The 17833-nt window shown below is 65.7% G+C and carries 15 protein-coding genes and 1 pseudogene; 9 read left to right on the top strand and 7 right to left on the bottom strand.

Annotation, left to right across the window (positions count from 1 at the left end; translation table 11 throughout):
* From ACTUWL_RS09075 to ACTUWL_RS09105, 7 genes are read left to right on the top strand one after another with little or no spacing between them, the layout of a single operon-like run.
* On the top strand, positions 1-1023 hold the full coding sequence (locus ACTUWL_RS09075) for a xanthine dehydrogenase family protein molybdopterin-binding subunit (protein WP_021075858.1): 1023 nt from the start codon (positions 1-3) through the stop codon (positions 1021-1023).
* An 8-nt stretch (positions 1024-1031) separates the two neighbouring features.
* A complete protein-coding gene (locus ACTUWL_RS09080) occupies positions 1032-1913 on the top strand; it encodes an AAA family ATPase (RefSeq protein ID WP_021075857.1) in 882 nt (293 codons plus the stop codon).
* A complete protein-coding gene (locus ACTUWL_RS09085) occupies positions 1910-3028 on the top strand; it encodes a vWA domain-containing protein (RefSeq protein WP_021075856.1) in 1119 nt (372 codons plus the stop codon). The genes ACTUWL_RS09080 and ACTUWL_RS09085 overlap by 4 nt, the downstream gene beginning before the upstream one ends.
* Positions 3025-3915, top strand: a complete 891-nt coding sequence (locus ACTUWL_RS09090) for an amidohydrolase family protein (protein ID WP_021075855.1) — start codon at positions 3025-3027, stop codon at positions 3913-3915. Before ACTUWL_RS09085 ends, ACTUWL_RS09090 begins: the two co-directional genes overlap by 4 nt.
* 51 nt (positions 3916-3966) lie before the next feature.
* Positions 3967-4815: an MBL fold metallo-hydrolase gene (locus tag ACTUWL_RS09095; RefSeq protein WP_021075854.1), complete on the top strand. Its 849-nt coding sequence runs from the start codon at positions 3967-3969 to the stop codon at positions 4813-4815.
* A gap of 18 nt (positions 4816-4833) precedes the next feature.
* Positions 4834-6408: an isochorismatase family protein gene (locus ACTUWL_RS09100; RefSeq protein ID WP_021075853.1), complete on the top strand. Its 1575-nt coding sequence runs from the start codon at positions 4834-4836 to the stop codon at positions 6406-6408.
* Between the two features lie 9 nt (positions 6409-6417).
* Positions 6418-7044 carry an FMN-dependent NADH-azoreductase gene (locus ACTUWL_RS09105; protein ID WP_021075852.1) on the top strand — a complete coding sequence of 209 codons (627 nt, stop codon included), beginning with the start codon at positions 6418-6420 and terminating at the stop codon, positions 7042-7044.
* Between the two features lie 526 nt (positions 7045-7570).
* Here the strand turns inward: ACTUWL_RS09105 and ACTUWL_RS09110 are convergent.
* The 3 genes and pseudogenes from ACTUWL_RS09110 to ACTUWL_RS09120 all read right to left on the bottom strand — a co-directional run.
* Positions 7571-8506, bottom strand: a pseudogene (locus ACTUWL_RS09110) (sensor histidine kinase); the annotation flags it as partial.
* A gap of 424 nt (positions 8507-8930) precedes the next feature.
* Positions 8931-9623: a response regulator transcription factor gene (locus tag ACTUWL_RS09115; protein WP_021075850.1), complete on the bottom strand. Its 693-nt coding sequence runs from the start codon at positions 9621-9623 to the stop codon at positions 8931-8933.
* 127 nt (positions 9624-9750) lie between these two features.
* Positions 9751-10191 carry a hypothetical protein gene (locus ACTUWL_RS09120; protein ID WP_021075849.1) on the bottom strand — a complete coding sequence of 147 codons (441 nt, stop codon included), beginning with the start codon at positions 10189-10191 and terminating at the stop codon, positions 9751-9753.
* Positions 10192-10941: 750 nt separating this feature from the next.
* Here ACTUWL_RS09120 and ACTUWL_RS09125 point away from each other — a divergent pair.
* Positions 10942-12153, top strand: a complete 1212-nt coding sequence (locus ACTUWL_RS09125) for an acyl-CoA dehydrogenase family protein (RefSeq protein ID WP_021075848.1) — start codon at positions 10942-10944, stop codon at positions 12151-12153.
* A 46-nt stretch (positions 12154-12199) separates the two neighbouring features.
* Here the strand turns inward: ACTUWL_RS09125 and ACTUWL_RS09130 are convergent, their stop codons facing one another.
* Complete coding sequence (locus tag ACTUWL_RS09130) at positions 12200-12523, bottom strand: winged helix-turn-helix transcriptional regulator (RefSeq protein WP_373010924.1); 324 nt, start codon at positions 12521-12523, stop codon at positions 12200-12202.
* A gap of 132 nt (positions 12524-12655) precedes the next feature.
* Between ACTUWL_RS09130 and ACTUWL_RS09135 the strand changes: the two genes are divergently transcribed.
* On the top strand, positions 12656-13240 hold the full coding sequence (locus ACTUWL_RS09135; RefSeq protein WP_021075846.1) for a glutathione S-transferase N-terminal domain-containing protein: 585 nt from the start codon (positions 12656-12658) through the stop codon (positions 13238-13240).
* Positions 13241-13408: 168 nt separating this feature from the next.
* Here the strand turns inward: ACTUWL_RS09135 and ACTUWL_RS09140 are convergent, their stop codons facing one another.
* The 3 genes from ACTUWL_RS09140 to ACTUWL_RS09150 all read right to left on the bottom strand — a co-directional run bounded on the left by ACTUWL_RS09140 (position 13409) and on the right by ACTUWL_RS09150 (position 17759).
* On the bottom strand, positions 13409-15751 hold the full coding sequence (locus tag ACTUWL_RS09140; protein ID WP_021075845.1) for a Tex family protein: 2343 nt from the start codon (positions 15749-15751) through the stop codon (positions 13409-13411).
* Positions 15752-15870: 119 nt separating this feature from the next.
* Entirely contained in the window at positions 15871-16725 is an 855-nt protein-coding gene (locus tag ACTUWL_RS09145) for an amidohydrolase family protein (RefSeq protein ID WP_021075844.1), read from the bottom strand.
* Positions 16722-17759, bottom strand: a complete 1038-nt coding sequence (locus ACTUWL_RS09150; RefSeq protein WP_021075843.1) for an aldo/keto reductase — start codon at positions 17757-17759, stop codon at positions 16722-16724. The genes ACTUWL_RS09145 and ACTUWL_RS09150 overlap by 4 nt, the downstream gene beginning before the upstream one ends.
* Positions 17760-17833 lie beyond the last annotated feature (74 nt).

Raw genomic sequence — 17833 nt, forward strand, 5'->3', positions numbered from 1 at the left:
ATGACAAGGCATCGCGGACGCGGCATCGCATCGGTCAATTATCCCATCGGCATGAATCTCGGCGGCGATCCGAGCCAGGCGCTGGTGCACTCCAACCCGAGCGGCAAGTTCACCGTGGCGTTGTCCTCGATCGATCTCGGCCAGGGCATGAAGTCGGTGACGCGGCAGATCTGCGCCGAGACGCTCGGCGTCCCGGTCGAGGACGTCTATGTCGACACTGCGGATTCCGACACGGGCCCGCACTGCATGGGCTCGTTTGCCTCGCGCGGCACCCATCGCGTCGGCAACGCCGTGATGGCGGCGGCGCGGGAGGCGCGCGGCGTGATGATGGAGGCGGCCGCCGAGGAGCTGGAGGTGAATGCCGCCGACCTCGAGACCGACGGCCGCGGCAACATCCACGTCAAGGGCGCGCCGCACCGCTCGATCTCGACCAAGGACGTCGCGATCGCAGCTCAGTTCAAGCAGGGCAAGACCATCTCCGGCCGCGGCATCTTCCTGGTGCCGCTGTCCGACGTCGATCCCGAGACCGGCGAGATGTCGCCGGCGACTTGCTATGCGCATGCCTGCCTGGTCGCCGAGGTTGAGGTCGACGACGAGACCGGCGAGGTCGACATGGTCAGGATGGACTCGGCCTATGAGCTCGGCCGCGCGCTCAATCCGCGGCTGGTCGAGCAGCAGCTGGTCGGCGGCGCCTGGATGGGTGTCAGCCACGCGCTCTATGAGACGCCGGAGCCTTATTATCCGGAGCCGGTGCACGGGCCGCGTGACTTCGTCGAGTATCTGATGCCGGGGCCAGGCGACATCTGCCCGCACGACATCGCGGTGCTGGAACGCCCTGCGCCGGACGGCCCGTTCGGCGCCAAGGGACCGGGCGAGATGTGCGCCAATCCGGTGCTGCCTGCGGTCGCCAACGCGATCTTCAACGCGGTCGGCGTGCGGATCGATGATCTGCCGATTACGCCGGAAAAGGTGCTGCGCGCGATCAGGGCGCAGGGCGGCGCGCGGCCGCAGCCGCGGCGCTGAGGTTTTCCATGCCGGTCCGCAGCAACATTGTCGGCATCGACAGCCCCGAGGCGCTGGAGAAGGCGCTGCGGGCGGCCTATTACCTTGCCGACGACGGCATCGCAACGGCCTCCTATCTCTCGCTCGCGCTCGGCAAGCCGTTGCTGCTCGAGGGCGCGCCGGGCGTCGGCAAGACCGAGGCGGCGAAAGCGATCGCTGCCGTGCTCGGCCGCAGGCTGATCCGGCTGCAATGCTATGAAGGCATCGACGCCGCGGCGGCACTCTATGAGTGGAACTATCCGCGCCAGATGCTGGCGATCCGGCAGGCCGGCGAGGAGAGCATCGACATCTATGGCGAGTCGTTCCTGATCGAACGCCCAATGCTCGCGGCACTGCGCGCGCCTGATGCGACCGTGCTCTTGATCGACGAAATCGATCGCGCCGACCAGGAGTTCGAGGCCTTCCTGCTCGAATTCCTGTCCGACTTCCAGATCTCGATCCCGGAACGCGGCACGATCCGCGCCGCCGAGCATCCTGTGGTGGTGCTGACCTCGAACCGGACCCGCGACCTGCACGAGGCGCTGCGGCGACGTTGTGTGTACCACTGGATCGATTATCCGAATGCCGAGCGCGAGGCGCGGATCGTGATGATGCGGGCCTCCAGCGTCGCCGAAGCCACAGCTCGCGCCGTGGTCGCCGCGGTCGGCCGGCTGCGCCGCGAGCCGCTGAGCAAGGCCCCGGGCATTGCCGAGGCGGTCGACTGGGCGGAAGCCGCGACGTTGCTCAACAAGGGCGGCGCACGCTGGCCCGACGCGTTCAAGCGTTCGATCGGCGTTGCGCTGAAGGATGAGGAGGATCTGCATTTCATCTCGCCGCGGCTCGATGCGATCATCGCGGAGGCGGCGGCGTGAGCGACGACCTCCAGCTGCCGCGCGCGGCGCATATCTTCGTCTCCTTTGTCGCGCTGCTGCGCGCCAACGGCTTCTCGGTTGCGCCGGAGCAGACGACGAGCTTCCTGGCTGCGATTGAGCTGCTCGGCCCTCGGAGCCTGGAGCACATCCGCCGGGCCGGACTTGCCACGCTGGCGCCACCGCCGGAGCGTCGCGCGACATACGACCGGCTGTTCGACATCCATTTCCGCGGCGCTGAGGCGATCGAGCAGGCCGAAGGCGAGGACGAGGAGACCGTCCGCCTCCAGGAGGAAGGCCGCGGCGAGGACGAGCCGCCGCTCGCCGACGAAGCCAACGAATCCGGCCTCGCCGCGGCGCGGGCCGAAGCGCTGGTCGAGCGCCGCTTTGCGCAAGTTCCGACCAGCGATCCGCTGCGAAAACTGTCGCGCGAAGCCGCACGACGATTGCCGCGGCGGCGCGGCCACCGGCGACGCCGTGCCCGCAGCGGTCCGTTCGCCGATCTGCGTCGCACGCTGCGCGACAGCGTGCGCAATGACGGCGAGGTGCTGCGACTGGGACGGATGCGCCGCCGCCAGCGCCCACGCAAGATCCTGTTCCTGATCGACGTCTCCGGCTCGATGAAGGCACGCACCGAGGAGAACATGCGGCTCGCGCATGCACTGGTGCAGGCAGCCGGCAATGTCGAGGTGTTCACCTTCGGCACGCGGCTGACCCGCGTGACGCCGGCGCTGCGGCTGAAACGGCGCGAGCAGGCGCTGAACGCAGCCTCGTTCCTGGTGAGCGACTGGGACGGCGGCACCCGCATCGGCGACGCGTTGCAGGCGTTCCTCGCGGTACCGCGGTTCGGCGGATATGCCCGCGGCGCAGCGGTCGTGATCGTCTCCGACGGCCTGGAGCGCGGCGATCCGGCCGCCTTGCGCGACGCGGTCGCAAAACTGTCGCGCCGGGCCTGGCGCGTGAGCTGGCTGACACCGCTCGCGACCGCCTCCGGCTTCAAGCCGCAAACCGAGGCGCTGATCGCGATCCAGCGCTTTGTCGACGATCTCGTGGACGGCGGATCGAGCGCGGCCGTGGTCGCGCATCTGCTGTCGCTCGGAACAAGGAGAGCTGCGTGACTGGAATCGTCGACGGACATCATCACATCTGGCGTCAGGCCGATCTCGCCTGGCTGTCCGGCCCGATGCAGCCGCGCATCTTCGGCCCCTACGAGCCGATCCGCCGCGACTATCCGATCCAAGAATATCTCGACGATCTCAAGGGCAGCGGCGTCACCCGCTCGGTCTATGTCCAGACCAATTGGCCCAACGGCCAGTTCGAGGACGAAGCGGCCTGGGTGCAGCAGACCGCGGACGAACATGGCTGGCCGCACGCGCTCGTCGCCTATGCCGACTTCTCCGTCGACGACGTGCGGCCGCAACTGGATCGGTTGAAGCGTTATCCGCTGGTGCGGGGGGTGCGCATGCAGCTGCACTGGCACGAGAACCCGCTCTATCGCTTCGCGGCACGGCCCGATCTCTGCGGCGATCCCGTGATCCGGCGCAATGTCGGCCACCTCGCCGACTATGGCTGGAGTTTTGACCTGCAGGTGTTCGCGCCGCAGATGGCAGGCGCAGCAGGCCTCGCCGCAGCCTGTCCCGACGTGACCTTCATCCTGCAGCACGCCGGCATGCTGGAAGACCTGTCACCGCAAGGCCGCGCCGCTTGGCGCGCCGGCATGGCGCGGCTGGCGCAATGCCCCAACGTGGTGTCGAAGCTGTCAGGGCTCGGCACCTTCATCCACCGCAACGATGCCGCGCATATTGCCGGAGTCATGACCGATACGGTTGCGATCTTCGGCGCAGAGCGCTGCCTGTTCGGCTCGAACTTTCCGATCGAGAAGCTGTGGACCAGCTACCGCGATCTCATCGACGCATTCAAGGCGGCCGCCGAACGGCTCAGCCGCGAGCAGCGTGCCGCGATCTTCAGCACAACCGCAGCGCGGGTCTATCGGCTGGAGCCATAGCCGCACCGCGAATACGAACACAACAACGAACACGAATTTGGAGGGAGAGCGATGCCGTTGGAGATCAAGATTCTGGACTATGGCGATATCGAGCTGGAATCGAGCTTCCTCGTGCTCGGGCACAATTGCGGCCGCACCCGCCGCGTCCTGACGCTCGGCTTCCTGATTCTCGGCGGGCCCTACCCTGTGCTGGTCGACACCGGCTACCGCTCCAACCAGATCATGGAGACGCTCGGGATGCGCGGGCTCCAGTTCCATGAGAACATGATCGAGAACCAGCTCGCCCGCCACGGCGTACGCATGGGCGACGTCCGTTTCGTCTGCCACACCCATCTGCACATCGACCATGCCGGCAAGGACGATCTGTTTCCGATGAACACGACTGTCGTCGTCAACCGCAAGGAGCTGGAATACTCAGTCTCCGGCCTGATGCATCCGCAGTATCCCGCGCCCGACATCAAGCACCTGATCGACCGCCTGCATACCAAGAGCGCGCTGCGCTTCCTCGACCTCGAGATCACCGGCCCGGTCGAGCTGATGCCCGGCGTCTATTGCGACGCCGCCAACGCCCACACCGAAGGCTCGATGAACATTCACGTCCACACCGCTGACGGCATTGCCACGATCTGTGGCGACGTGATCTATGATTTCAACGACCAGATCGTCACACCCTTCAACGAGATCCACGACGCCGAGCCGCGCACCACCGGCAACCACGGCACCAGCAAGCGCGCCGAGAAGGCCGCGATCAAGAAGCTGCTCTCCAGCTCGCGCTATCTGCTGCCGGTGCATGATCGCCCCGCCAAGATCGAGGGAGGCATGGTGGTCGGCCGGCTGCATGACCAGGTGCCCGGGCCGGTCGTGCAGAGCCTGCCGCAACGCAACTGGTTCCCGGCATAATTGCGAAGGCCTGTCACGATGACGCATGTCACGCTGCGCAGCGAGTTCGAAGACCTGATCGATCCCTACGCGCCGGTCGGCCAGGTCGGCACCGGCTTCGATTTCACGGAGGGGCCGATCTGGCATCCGGTCGATCACTTCCTGCTGTTCTCCGACATGCCCGGCGACGTACGCCGGCGCTGGGATGCGCGGCGCGGCGTGGTCGAGGTCAAGCGGCCGTCGAACAAATGCAACGGCATGACCTATGACGCCGACCTCAATCTGATCGTCTGCGAGCATGCGACCTCCTCGCTGATCCGCGAACGGCCCGACGGTCGGCGCGAGGTGCTGGCCTCGCATTACGAGAACCAGGAGCTGAACAGCCCGAACGACGTCTGCGTTCATTCCTCGGGCGCGATCTATTTCTCCGATCCCTGGTATGGCCGCATGCCGGTCTATGGTGTCGAACGACCGCGCCAGCTCGGCTTCCAGGGTGTCTATCGCGTGCCGCCGGGCGGAGGTGCACCAAAGCTGCTGGTCGACCGCTATCTGTTCGACCAGCCCAACGGGCTGTGCTTCTCGCCCGACGAGCGCATCCTTTACGTCAACGACACCGTGCAGGCGCTGATCCGCGCCTTCGACGTCGGTGCCGACGGCGCGCTCGGCAATCCGCGCGTGTTCGCCTCCGGTATCCGCTCCGAGCTCGAGCCCGGCCTGCCCGACGGCATGAAGTGCGACCAGCGCGGCAACGTCTGGGTCACCGCGCCCGGCGGCGTCTGGGTCTACTCGCCCGGCGGCGACCTGCTCGGCAAGGTTCGCCTTCCCGAACTGGTCGCCAATCTTGCCTGGGGCGGCGCCGATTTCCGCACGCTCTATCTGACCGCGACTCATTCGGTCTATGCGATCCCGACCAAGGTCGGGCCGCGTAACGAACCTTACATGAGCGGCAAGCGCGGCGGCGCCGGTACCACATCGTCGTCCACGCCCGCGCCTAATCTCGCCGCCGGCGAGATGCAGATCGATCCGCAGCGCTGCGCGATGATCATCCAGGACATGCAGAACGACGTCATCATGGACGGCGGCGCATTCGCCGAGTCCGGCGCGCCGGCGCATGCCCGCCAGCAGCATGTCGTCGAGAATGTTCGCCGCGTCGCCGATGCTGCGCGGGCGCGCGGCGTCGCCATCATCCATGTCTGGTTCGTGGTCGAGCCAGGCGCGCCCGGCGTCACGCTGAACGCGCCGCTGTTCGAGGGACTGGTCGACAGCAAGGCGATGGTGCGCGGCAGCTGGGGCGCGGCGCCGGTCTCGGGCCTCGAGCCGCGCCCGGGCGACTTCGTGGTCGAGAAGATGCGGATGAGCGCCTGGGAGGGCACGCGGCTCGAAACCATCCTGAAGGCAACCGGCCGCGACATGATCATCAACACCGGCGCCTGGACCAACATGTCGGTCGAGCACACCGCGCGGACCGGCGCCGACAAGGGCTATTTCATGATCGTGCCGGAGGATTGCTGCTCGACCATGAACGCCGACTGGCACAACGCCGCGATCAATTTCGCGCTCCAGAACGTCTCCGTCGTGACCAACGCCGACACCGTCATCAAGGCGCTCGGCTGAGGAGGCGCGGTGCCGAAGCTGCTGCATCTTGCCTGCTCTCCCCGCGCCGATTCGGAATCGGCGGCCGGCGCTCGCGTCTTTATGGAGAGTTTCCGCAAGGCGCGCCCGGACTGGGAGATCGACGCGATGAACCTCTGGCGCGAGCCGCTGCCGGAGTTCGAGGGTTATTTGCTCGAGGCCAAATATGCCCGGATCGGCGGCAAGACCTTTACCAATTCCCAGCACGACGCCTTCGCCGTCGCCGAGCGCCTGGCGCTGCGGCTGTCGCTGGCCGATCGCGTGCTGATCTCGACGCCGATGTGGAATTTTTCGATTCCCTATAAGCTCAAGCAGTGGCTCGATGTCATCATCCAGCCCGGGCTGACCTTTCGCTTCGATCCCGCACAGGGCTATCTGCCGCTGCTCAAGGACCGCCCGACGGTCGTGATCCTCGCGAGCGGCAGCGACTTCGTCACCGGCATGAACCGCGGCCGCATCGACATGGCAACGCCCTATCTGCGCGAAGTGCTGCGCTTCATCGGCATCAACGACGTTCGCTTCGTGCCGATCGGCCCAACCACCGGGCCCGCGGAGCCGATCCGCGCGGCGCGGGAAGCTGCGCACGCGCGGCTCGTGGAGATGGCGGCACGGTTTTGAGCTGCTCCCTCCCCATCGTCGTCCTGGCAAAAGCGAGGACCCACAACCACCGCATTTGACGATAAACGGGACCGTGGCCCCCAGCGTGACGCAACAACTCTCATTTGGGGTAATGGGTCCTGGCCTTCGCCAGGACGACGATGTGGGATAGTTCGACTCAACGAGTCAAACAACGCGGTGCCATCACCCCGCGCATGCGGGGTGATCCAGTGTCGACGGCTCTTCCCGTTGCGTCGTCCCGGCGAAGGCCGGGACGACGGCGAGTATGTTGTACGGCCGGTGACTGATGCAGTCTCGCGACGCGCTGCGCGCCACTCGTGTGGCGAGGGCGCCTACAAGACGGCAGTTGCGTAATTTCTGAATATTAGAAAAGTACTCCTGATTTGCCCAACGTGTCAAGCTGCATAGTCGAACGTTGCCTGGTCCAACGCCGGCAGCCGCGAGCTCCTTTGCATGGGGTTGTTTTTCAATATTTTGGTGGCACGCACCCGGCGAGGAGTTCCTCCGCCGTCGCCACCCTACCGTTCTAGGTTTCCGTCGCGGGAAACACGAGCCTGAACAACAACCCCGGCGTGTTGTCGCGCAGTTCGATCCGTGCGCCGTGCAGGCTCGCGACCGCCGCGACCAGGCTGAGGCCGAGCCCGTTGCCCGGCGTGTAGCGGCTCTGCTCCAGCCGGTAGAAGCGCTTGAACACGCGGTCGTGCTGGTCGGCCGGAATGCCGGGGCCATCATCGGCGACTGAAATCATCGGCCCGCTTTGGTCATTATCGCAGGTCACGGTGACCCGTCCGCCCGGGCGGCCATGCTTGATCGCGTTGTCGACGAGATTGGCGATGGCGTCGAACAGCAGGTCACGGTCGCCGGTGACCAGCACCACGGGATCGCCGGCAAGGTCGAGATCGGTGGTCACCTCCTCGGCCGCGGCGTCGTACAGCTCGACCACCTCGCCTGCGATCTCGACGAGATTGACGGTGCGAAACGCGCCCTTGCGGGCCCGCGTCTCGATCTCCGAGATCCGCGTGATCGATGCGAACATCCCGAGCACCGCGTCGAGATCGGCGATGGTGTCGCCGATCAGCGCCGCATCGCCTTCCACGTTGCGCGGAGCGTGATAGGCCTTCTCCAGCCGGCCGCGCATCCGGGTCAGCGGCGTGCGCAGGTCATGGGCGATGTTTTCGCTGACCTGCTTGACGTCGCCCATCAGGGTCTGGATGCGATCCAGCATCAGATTGAGATTCTCGGCAACGCGATCCCATTCGTCGTGACTGCCGCGGAGCGGGATGCGCTGGTCGAGGCCGGAGAGCATGATGGCGCGGCTGGTCGCATTGATCGATTCGATGCGGCCGACCGTCCGCCGCGTGACCCCGATGCTGGCGGCAGCCGCCAGCCCGATGATCAGCACCACAACGGCGATCCCTGCGGCCCTGATCTGCGCCATGAAGCCGTCGAGATCGCTGATATCGCGGCCGACCAGCAACCGTTCACCGCCCGGCAAGGTCTCGGCCACGGCTCGCACCAGCACGGTTCCGGAAGCGAGCCGCGGCGGCGAGGTCCGAAATTCCGTCCATCCCCGCTCGCCGGTGTGCGCCGGCCACACTCCGAGATTTCCGGCCAGCACTGCCGATCCGGCGTCGACCAGCAAATACACATGGTCGGCAAAGTCCTTGTCAGCGATGCATTGCGCGATCAATGCGGACAAACCCTCGCGGCCGGACCGCGCATAGGCACCGTCGAGGCTCACCTGCTCGGTCATGATCGCGCGGTCGGACCTGTCGCGTACATAGGACAGCGTCGACCAGTAGACATAGGCGAAGATCGCGGACACGATCAGGCCGAAGATGCCGATGGCGATCAGGGCCAGGCGGAACGTCGATGACCCAAGGGTCTTAGCCAGGAGCACGGAGGCAGTACCCGATGCCGCGGATCGTGTGGATCAGCGGATAGGCTTGCTGGTCGTCGACCTTGCGGCGCACCCGCCCGACATAGACGTCGATGATATTGGTCGAGGGATCGAAGTGCAGATCCCACACATGCTGCAGCAACATGGCGCGCGAAACCACGCGACCCTCGTTGCGCGCGAGATATTCGAGCAGCTGGAACTCCTTCGGCAGCAGCGGAATCTTGCGGCCGCGGCGGCTCGCCGTCCGCGCGATCAGATCGACCGCCAGATCGCCGACCCGCAGGATGGTCTCCTTGGCAACGGTCTCGCTGCGGCGGCCGAGCGCCTCCAGCCGCGCCAGCAGTTCGACAAAGGAGAACGGCTTGACCAGATAATCGTCACCGCCGGCACGCAGGCCACGCACGCGGTCGTCGACCTCGCCGAGCGCGCTGATGATCAGGAACGGCACGGCGATGCCATCGTCGCGCATCTGGCGCATCACGGTGATGCCGTCGATGTCGGGCAGCATGCGATCGATCGTGATGACGGCATAGTCGCGCGCCGCGCCCTGGCTCAGCGCCTCGCGGCCGTTCGCGGCGAGATCCACGTCATAGCCGCTGGTGGTGAGCTCCTCGACGAGCTGACCCGCGGTTTCCGGATCGTCCTCGACGACGAGAATGCGGCGGTGAGCTCCGGTCATCTGCTTGAACTCTCCGGGTTCTCAAACTCTACCGAGCCCCCGCGACGGTCGCCGCCAGACTATCCCATTCCGGGGCTGGATGGAACGCCTGGCGACGGCCGCGACAACGGTGCGGTTGGTTGGGCGATCACCAATAGTCCCCGCACACATTGACCCATTGCAGGCCGTAAGAGGTCCATGTCCTGCGCCAGCACCCGCCGTAATAATCCGCATAGACATAAGGCCCGCCGACGAATGCGAAGCGATGAAAGCGGTGGTGGCGGAAGAATCCGCCATGATGGAAGAAGCGCCCGCCGTGGAATCCGGCGCCCGCAAAGCGGGGGCCACCTCCGAAATGTCCGCCGGCAAAATGCCCGCCGCCGCCCATCGCGGCGAATGCCATTCCGCCACCGTGCATTCCGCCGCCGAAGCCGCCATGCATGCCGCCGCCAAAGCCGCCGCCGTGACCACCACCGCCGCCGCCATGTCCGCCGCCACCGCCGCCGCCCCTGGCGAGGGCTACGGGTGAAAGTGCGACGCTGACAGCAAGCGTCGCCGCCGTGAGAAACGTGAAGAGCTTGTTCTTCATGAAGTCCTCCGTGATTGGGACCGCGACGAACCTCGTATCGCCGCAAGCAGAGGAGCATCAGAAGACGCGCGCGTGCGGCCGACTTCAACTGACAAATGCGCCAGATTCTGACGCCGGATTTAGGATTGGCGATAGACCTCGCGTCGCGATCGCGTGCTTTTGACCGAACGTGATTTGGCACCGACGCGCGGCTCCGCTTGCCGCGCGGAGCAACGTCTTGTCCGCTTCGCACCTCCGGCTGTCCGCTTCGCACCTCGGCAGCCTGCCCGATCTCAACGTCACGTCCGATCTTGCTGCATTCGACGGACGGTGCGTAACGACCAAGCCCGCTCCGCACTGCTCTATCTGGTTGCGACCGAATTGTTATTGACGCAGTATGCCGAACGGCCGTTGCGATGCCGGTGCAAGGTCGAACGTGGGTCTGCCTTTTCGAAAGCGCTCTACCCGTCTCATCTATCGATCATCGTGCAGCACGCACCAACAAGAAACGGCACCACCAGGACCGCGTTGGCAGGTCTGATCTTGCGGCGCAACCAGTCGTAGCGACGCCGCATCGGGAACAGCGGTGTGAGCGGGCAGCAAGGGAGATGTCGAGGCGGCGCACCGCTCATCTATGAATCCGAGGGCGAGGCGGGAGGTATCGTCAGCGAGACGATACCTCACACCTGATCGGGGAGATCGAAGCGCTGCGATATCGAAACGGCGGCGCATCCGGAGACGCGGGCGCCGATAAAATCAAGGAGGAAACGCATGACCGACCCCATCACGGACAAGCTGAGCGACAACATCGGACGCGCGCGCGGCACCGACTATTTCCTGATGAAAGAGCAACTGACGCCGGAGGAGATCGATATCCTGGCCAAAGTGCGCGAATTCGGCGAGCGCGAGGTGCTGCCGATCGTCAACTCCTACTGGGAGCGCGGCGAGTTTCCCTTCGAACTGGTTCCCAAGATCGCGGCGCTGAACATCGTGGGCGATCACAACATGCGCGGACACGGGTGCCGGCCGATGACCGCGGTCGGCGCGGGCCTGGTCATGATGGAGCTCAGCCGGATCGACTCGAGCATCGCGACGTTCTTCGCCGTTCATCTCGGATTGGCGATGCAGTCGATCAACCTGCTCGGTTCCGAAGAGCAGCGGCAGCGCTACCTGCCGCAGATGGCCCGGTTCGAGAAAGTCGGCGCGTTCGCCCTGACCGAGCCCGATCATGGATCGGATTCGGTCGGGCTCGAAGCCACGGCCAAGCGTGAAGGCGACGAATGGGTGATCAATGGCCGCAAGCGCTGGCCGGGCAATGCCGTCTGGTGCGACTACATCGTGGTCTACGCCCGCGACGTCGCCGACAAGCAGGTCAAGGCCTTCGTGGTGGAGAAGGACAACCCCGGCTACAAGGCGACCAAGATCGGCGGCAAGGTATCGCTGCGGATGGTGCAGAACGCCGACATCACTCTCACCGACTGCCGCGTATCGGAGGAGGCCCGCCTGAAGAACTGCAATTCGTTCAAGGACTGCGCCAGGGTGCTGATGGGCACCCGCAACACGGTGGCATGGGCATCACTTGGAAATGCCGTTTCGGCCTACGACATCGCCCTGACCTACGCACAGCGCCGCATCCAGTTCGGCAAGCCGATCGCCAAGTCGCAGATGATCCAGTCGATCCTCGTCAACATGCTCGGCGACGTCACCGCGATGCAGCTCTATTGCATCCGGCTTGGCCGCTTGATCGACGACGGCAAGCTGGAGGAGACGATGGCCGCGCTCGCCAAGTACTATTGCAGCGTCAAGGGACGCGACGTGTGCCGGATGGCGCGCGACGTCCTCGGCGGTAACGGCATCACGCTCGATTTCCACGTCATGCGGCACATGTGCGACATGGAAAGCCTCGTCACCTACGAAGGCACGGCCGAGATCCAGTCGCTGATCGTCGGCCGGGACATCACCGGTCTGAGTGCCTTCGTTTGATCGGTGCGGAACAGGCGTCCTATCGGACCGCGGGCGCCGGCCACGGCTAGCGGCTTGTGTCGTATCGCTGCCGGCTTGCATGGATGATTGCGCGATGCGCAACCGCCCATTCCGCGAGCTGCCGTACCGTCCCTGAAAGCGAGCGGCCAACCTCGGTCAACGCATAGTCCACCTGCGGCGGTGTGCTGGAGCGGACCGTGCGCACGACCAGACCGTCGCGTTCAAGCGTCTTGAGCGTTCGTGTCAGCATCTGCTGCGAGATGCCGGCAACCTGACGCTTGATGTCGTTGAAGCGCCGTGGCCGGTCACGAAGCGCCACCACGACCTGCACCGTCCATTTGTCGCCGACCTGGTTGAGAACCTCGCTCACCCATTGGCAACCTGCGGGAGCATCAACCGACATGGGCACATTCATATGACCTGGTCCTGAAGATATGCGTTTGACGAGATAGTCACGCCTCTGCTGTTGGTCAACAAGTTGGACCAAACATTGGAGACGATTATGATCCTCTACTACGCGCCCGGCGCCTGTAGCCTGGCAGACCACATCGCGCTGATCGAAGCGCGGCTGCCCTACAAGCTCATCGGCGTCAACCGCGACAAGCGGACCGAGGACGGAGGCGATTACCTGACGATCAATCCGAGGGGATACGTGCCCGCGCTGGAACTCGACGACGGAACGCTATTGACCGAGAACCTTGCTATTCTGGCTTACATCGCACACCGGAGCGACACGCTGCTCCCCGAGGAGGGCCTCACGCGCTGGCGTGCGCTGGAAGCCGTATCATTCATGGCAACCGAGATCCACGGCGGCTTGCGACCCTTCTTCAAGAACCTGCCGGCGCTCGAGAAGGAACGAGCTCGCGGCACGCTGACCAAGCACTTTGCTTCTCTTGCGCAGCAACTCGGCGACAACGCTTTCCTGTTAGGCGATCGAATGACGATTCCCGATCCCTATCTTTTCTGGGCGCTGAAATGGGCACCTGCGCACGGGATCGATGTGCCGGAGCGGCTTCAGGCCTATTTCAGCCGAATGAGAAAGTTGCCTTCCGTGGCACAAGCGCTGGTCGAGGAAGGGCTTGCCTGATCTCAGTCGGCAACGCGTCGAAGCACATCCAGGAACGGCACGATGCCAATTGCAGCAAGGCCGATCCGGCCTATGGCAAGGGCGTTACCGACGCGCTCGCCAGATTTGCGGCGGGTAAGCTGTGGTGGTGAGCGGGTGGCGAGCTCCGCTTGCCGCCCCTCTTTGCAATCAGGTCGGCTTGCCGCGCCCGCTCTTCTCGGCGGCGCGGCGCAGCGCGTCGGCGAGCGCGCCGCCGCCGCCGGACTGCTCCTGCGGACGGCGTGGCGCCGACGACGTCATCCTGGCCGATCCGCGCGAGAAATCACGCGACGGCGCCGCGTTGTCCTTCTTCGGCCCGACCTCGTCGTCAAGCCGCAAGGTCAGCGCGATGCGCTTGCGGGCGACCTCGACATCGAGAACCTTGACCTTGACGATATCGCCCGGCTTCACCACCTCGCGCGGGTCCTTGATGAAAGTTCGCGACATCGCCGAGATGTGCACCAGGCCGTCCTGGTGCACGCCGATATCGACGAACGCGCCGAACGCGGCGACGTTGGTCACGGTGCCCTCGAGGATCATGCCTTGCTTGAGGTCCTTGACCTCCTCGACGCCTTCCTTGAACACCGCCGCCTTGAACGCCGGACGCGGGTCGCGACCGGGCTTTTCCAGCTCGCGCAGGATGTCGGTCACCGTCGGCAGACCGAACGTGTCGTCGACGAAGGATTGCGGCTTCAGCCCGCGCACGACGTCGGCGTTGCCGATCAGCGCCTTGATATCGCTCTTGGTCGCCTCAAGAATGCGGCGCACCACCGGATAGGCTTCCGGATGCACGCCGGACGAATCGAGCGGATCCTCGCCATTGCTGATGCGCAGGAAGCCGGCGCACTGCTCGAAGGCCTTCGGCCCGAGCCGCGGCACGTCCTTCAGCGCCTTGCGCGACTTGAACGGGCCGTTGGCGTCGCGGTGCTGCACGATGCTCTGCGCCAGTCCAGCGCCGATACCCGACACGCGCGAGAGCAGCGGCACCGAGGCGGTGTTGGCATCGACGCCGACCGCGTTCACGCAGTCCTCCACCACGGCATCGAGCGAACGCGCGAGCTTGGCCTCGCCGAGATCGTGCTGGTACTGGCCGACGCCGATCGCCTTCGGATCGATTTTGACCAGCTCGGCCAGCGGATCCTGCAGGCGCCGCGCGATCGAGACCGCGCCGCGAATGGTGACGTCGAGGTCGGGCAATTCGTTCGAGGCGAAGGCGGAGGCCGAATAGACCGACGCACCGGCTTCGGAGACCACGATCTTGGTCATCTTGCGTTCGGGCAACCGCTTCACGAGTTCGGCGGCGAGTTTGTCGGTTTCACGCGAGGCGGTGCCGTTGCCGATCGCGATCAGCTCGACGCCATGCTCGATCGCGAGCTTGCCGAGAATCGCGAGCGCCTCGTCCCAGCGCCGTTGCGGCTCGTGCGGGAAGATCGCGGTATGCGCCACCACCTTGCCGGTGGCATCGATTACCGCGACCTTGACGCCGGTGCGATAGCCCGGATCGAGCCCCATGGTGGCGCGTGGGCCGGCCGGCGCCGCGAGCAGCAGATCGCGCAGGTTCGAGGCGAACACGCGCACCGCCTCGGTTTCGGCCGCCGTCCACAGCCGGAGCCGCAAATCGATGTTGAGATGGATCTGGATCTTGGTGCGCCAGGCCCAGCGCACCGTCTCCGCCAGCCATTTGTCGCCCTTGCGCCCCTGGTTGGAGATCGCAAAGCAGTTCATGATCCGCAGTTCGTAGAGGCCGGGCACGCCGACGGCCGGCGCCTCGGCCTCCGGCTTGATCGTGAGGTCGAGGATCTCTTCCTTCTCGCCGCGGAACAGCGCCAGGATGCGGTGCGACGGCAGCTTCGGCAGCGGCTCGGAGAAATCGAAATAGTCCTTGAATTTCTCGCCTTCGGTCTTCTTCCCGGTGCGGACGGTGGAAACCATGATGCCGTTCGACCACATCTCTTCGCGCAGCGCACCGATCAAATCGGCGTCCTCGGCGAAGCGCTCGACCAGGATGGCGCGCGCGCCGTCCAGCGCAGCGGCGACGTCGGCAACCTGCTTTTCGGCGTTGACGAACGGCGCGGCAACCTCGTTGGGGTCGTTCTGCGGCTGTGTCAGAAGCTGATCGGCGAGCGGCTCGAGCCCGGCTTCTTTGGCGATCTCGGCCTTGGTGCGGCGCTTCGGCTTGTACGGCAGATAGATATCTTCCAGACGGCCCTTGCTGTCGGCGGCCATGATCTGGGCTTCGAGCGCGGCATCGAGCTTGCCCTGCTCGCGAATCGAATTGAGCACCGCGGTCCGGCGCTCCTCGAGCTCGCGCAGATAGGTCAGCCGTTCTTCCAGCGTGCGCAGCTGCGCGTCATCGAGCGCGCCGGTGAGCTCCTTGCGGTATCGCGCGATGAACGGCACCGTGGCGCCGCCGTCGAGCAGCGTCACCGCCGCCTCGACCTGCTCGTCGCGAACCCCCAGCTCCTGCGCAATCTGATGATGGATCTTGGCCACGCTTTTCTCTCTCACCCCGTTGCGCCACCGGATCAGCGATGGCGCGGACGCCGCTTATGGACCATCCCGGAATGATTCAGCAAGGCGCGCTGTGGATCAAATTTGGCGCGCCGCGCGCCCTATTTCCGGGATGCCGGCCGCCCGCGGCTTGACAAATAGACCCGCGCCGCATTGCCGCCGAAAATCGCAGCCCTCGCGTCACTTGACAAATCAGCCAGCAGACGCTGGGCGGCCACGAACCAGTGCGCATAGCCGCCGGCGAGATTGACGACGGGCCAGTCGCTGCCCCACAGCAGCCGCTGCGGACCGAAGCATGCGAGTGCATGATCCACTGCCTCGCGCAAATCTTCGACCTGCCAGCCCGGCGCCGCCTCGGTCGCAAGGCCCGACAGCTTGCAGACGACGTTGGATCGTGCGCCAAGGCTTGCAATGTCGTCCTTCCAGGCCGCGATGTCGCCGGTTGCGAGTTGCGGCTTGCCGCAATGGTCGAGTACGAATTGCAGATCCGGATGGCGATCGACCACCTGAACGAGCCGCGGCAGATGGCGCGGCAGCACCAACGCGTCGAAGACGAGGTCGTGCCGCTCCATGGCTTCGAGCGGCGCGGCCAGTTCAGGGCGGAGCAGCCAGTCATCGTCGGCCACGTCCTGCACCATCGGCCGCAGACCGACCAGCAGCTCGCGTTCGGCGACCGCATCGATCCGGTCAGCGGCATCGGGTGCATCGAAGTCGATCCAGCCGACCACGCCGCGCACCAGCTCCGAGCCTTTGGCGACGTCGAGCATGAATGCCGTCTCGGCCTCGGTTGGCGCCGCCTGCACCAGGATCGTGCCCTCGATGGCGGCCGCGGCGAGATGCGGCACCAGATCGACCAGACCGAAGTCGCGATAGATCGGCCCGCGTTCGGGCGTCAGCCAGCCATAATCGGCGCGCGCCAAGGTCCACACATGATGATGGGCGTCGATCCGCATCATGCCGGCACCGGCGCGTGTTGGTCGAGCAGCCCCTCCGCTTTCAGGTCGTGCCACAGCACGGCGGGGACCGGGGCCGAGAGCGCCGCGGCGTTGCGCTCGACCTCCTGCGGCGCCTGCGCGCCGAGCACGACGCTTGCGACCGCCGGATGGCCCAGCGCGAAATGCAGCGCGGCGGTCGGCAGCGCCACGCCGTGGGCGCGGCAAACGCGCTCGATCGCTGCCACCTTCTGCATCACATCCGCCGGCGCGTCCTTGTAATTATACTTGGCGCCGGCGACCGCGCCGGTCGCCAGGATGCCGGAATTGAACACGCCGCCGAGCATCACGCCGATGCCCTGCTTCTCCGCCAGCGGCAGGAATTCGGTGAGCGCCGGCTGCTCGAGCAGCGAGTAGCGGCCGGCGAGCAGCATGGTGTCGAACGTTCCCGCACTGGCGAAGCGCATGCACATCTCGGCCTCGTTGACGCCGATCCCGATGCCCTTGATCACGCGCTCGGTGCGCAGCCTGTCGAGCGCGACATAGGCGCCCTCCATCGCCTCGCGGAACCTGGCTTCGATCGCCTCACTGCCATGGGTCCAGACATCGACGTCGTGGATCAGGAGCAAGTCGATGCGATCGATGCCGAGCCGCAGCAGCGACTGCTCCACCGAGCGCATGGTGCCGTCATAGGAGTAATCGACCACCGCACGATGCGGCTGGCCGCCGACGAAATTGGAGCCGTCGCCGCGGCCGTGGAACGGGTCCATCCAGCGGCCGACCTTGGTGCAGACGACGATGTCGGCCCGCGCCACGCGCCGCAGCGCGGTGCCGCAGCGATGCTCGGCAAGGCCATGGCCGTAGAGCGGCGAGGAATCGAGCAGGTTCACGCCCAGCGCAAACGCCCGCTCCATCGCGGCAATCGCCACCGTGTCGTCGAGCCGAGCGAAGAGATCGCCGAGCGGCGCGGTGCCGAAGCCGAGAATGGAAACATCGAGCCCGGTGCGGCCGAGCCTGCGGCGGGGCAGTGCCGGATCTGAGGATGGAGGTTGGTTCACCGTGACGGCTCCCTTGCAGTTTTCTTGCTTGCAGGGAGAGTAGCCTTGTGGGCCCGCCGAGCACAAGCCGATGC

Source organism: Bradyrhizobium sp. WCU1 (assembly GCF_053474805.1).

What these genes read in the sequence shown, in the direction of transcription:
- ACTUWL_RS09075 (WP_021075858.1), top strand. Translation starts at nt 1, where the DNA reads ATGACAAGGCATCGCGGACGCGGCATCGCATCGGTCAATTATCCCATC.
- ACTUWL_RS09080 (WP_021075857.1), top strand. Translation starts at nt 1,032, where the DNA reads ATGCCGGTCCGCAGCAACATTGTCGGCATCGACAGCCCCGAGGCGCTG.
- ACTUWL_RS09095 (WP_021075854.1), top strand. Translation starts at nt 3,967, where the DNA reads ATGCCGTTGGAGATCAAGATTCTGGACTATGGCGATATCGAGCTGGAA.
- ACTUWL_RS09100 (WP_021075853.1), top strand. Translation starts at nt 4,834, where the DNA reads ATGACGCATGTCACGCTGCGCAGCGAGTTCGAAGACCTGATCGATCCC.
- ACTUWL_RS09115 (WP_021075850.1), bottom strand. Translation starts at nt 9,623, where the DNA reads ATGACCGGAGCTCACCGCCGCATTCTCGTCGTCGAGGACGATCCGGAA.
- ACTUWL_RS09120 (WP_021075849.1), bottom strand. Translation starts at nt 10,191, where the DNA reads ATGAAGAACAAGCTCTTCACGTTTCTCACGGCGGCGACGCTTGCTGTC.
- ACTUWL_RS09125 (WP_021075848.1), top strand. Translation starts at nt 10,942, where the DNA reads ATGACCGACCCCATCACGGACAAGCTGAGCGACAACATCGGACGCGCG.
- ACTUWL_RS09135 (WP_021075846.1), top strand. Translation starts at nt 12,656, where the DNA reads ATGATCCTCTACTACGCGCCCGGCGCCTGTAGCCTGGCAGACCACATC.
- ACTUWL_RS09145 (WP_021075844.1), bottom strand. Translation starts at nt 16,725, where the DNA reads ATGATGCGGATCGACGCCCATCATCATGTGTGGACCTTGGCGCGCGCC.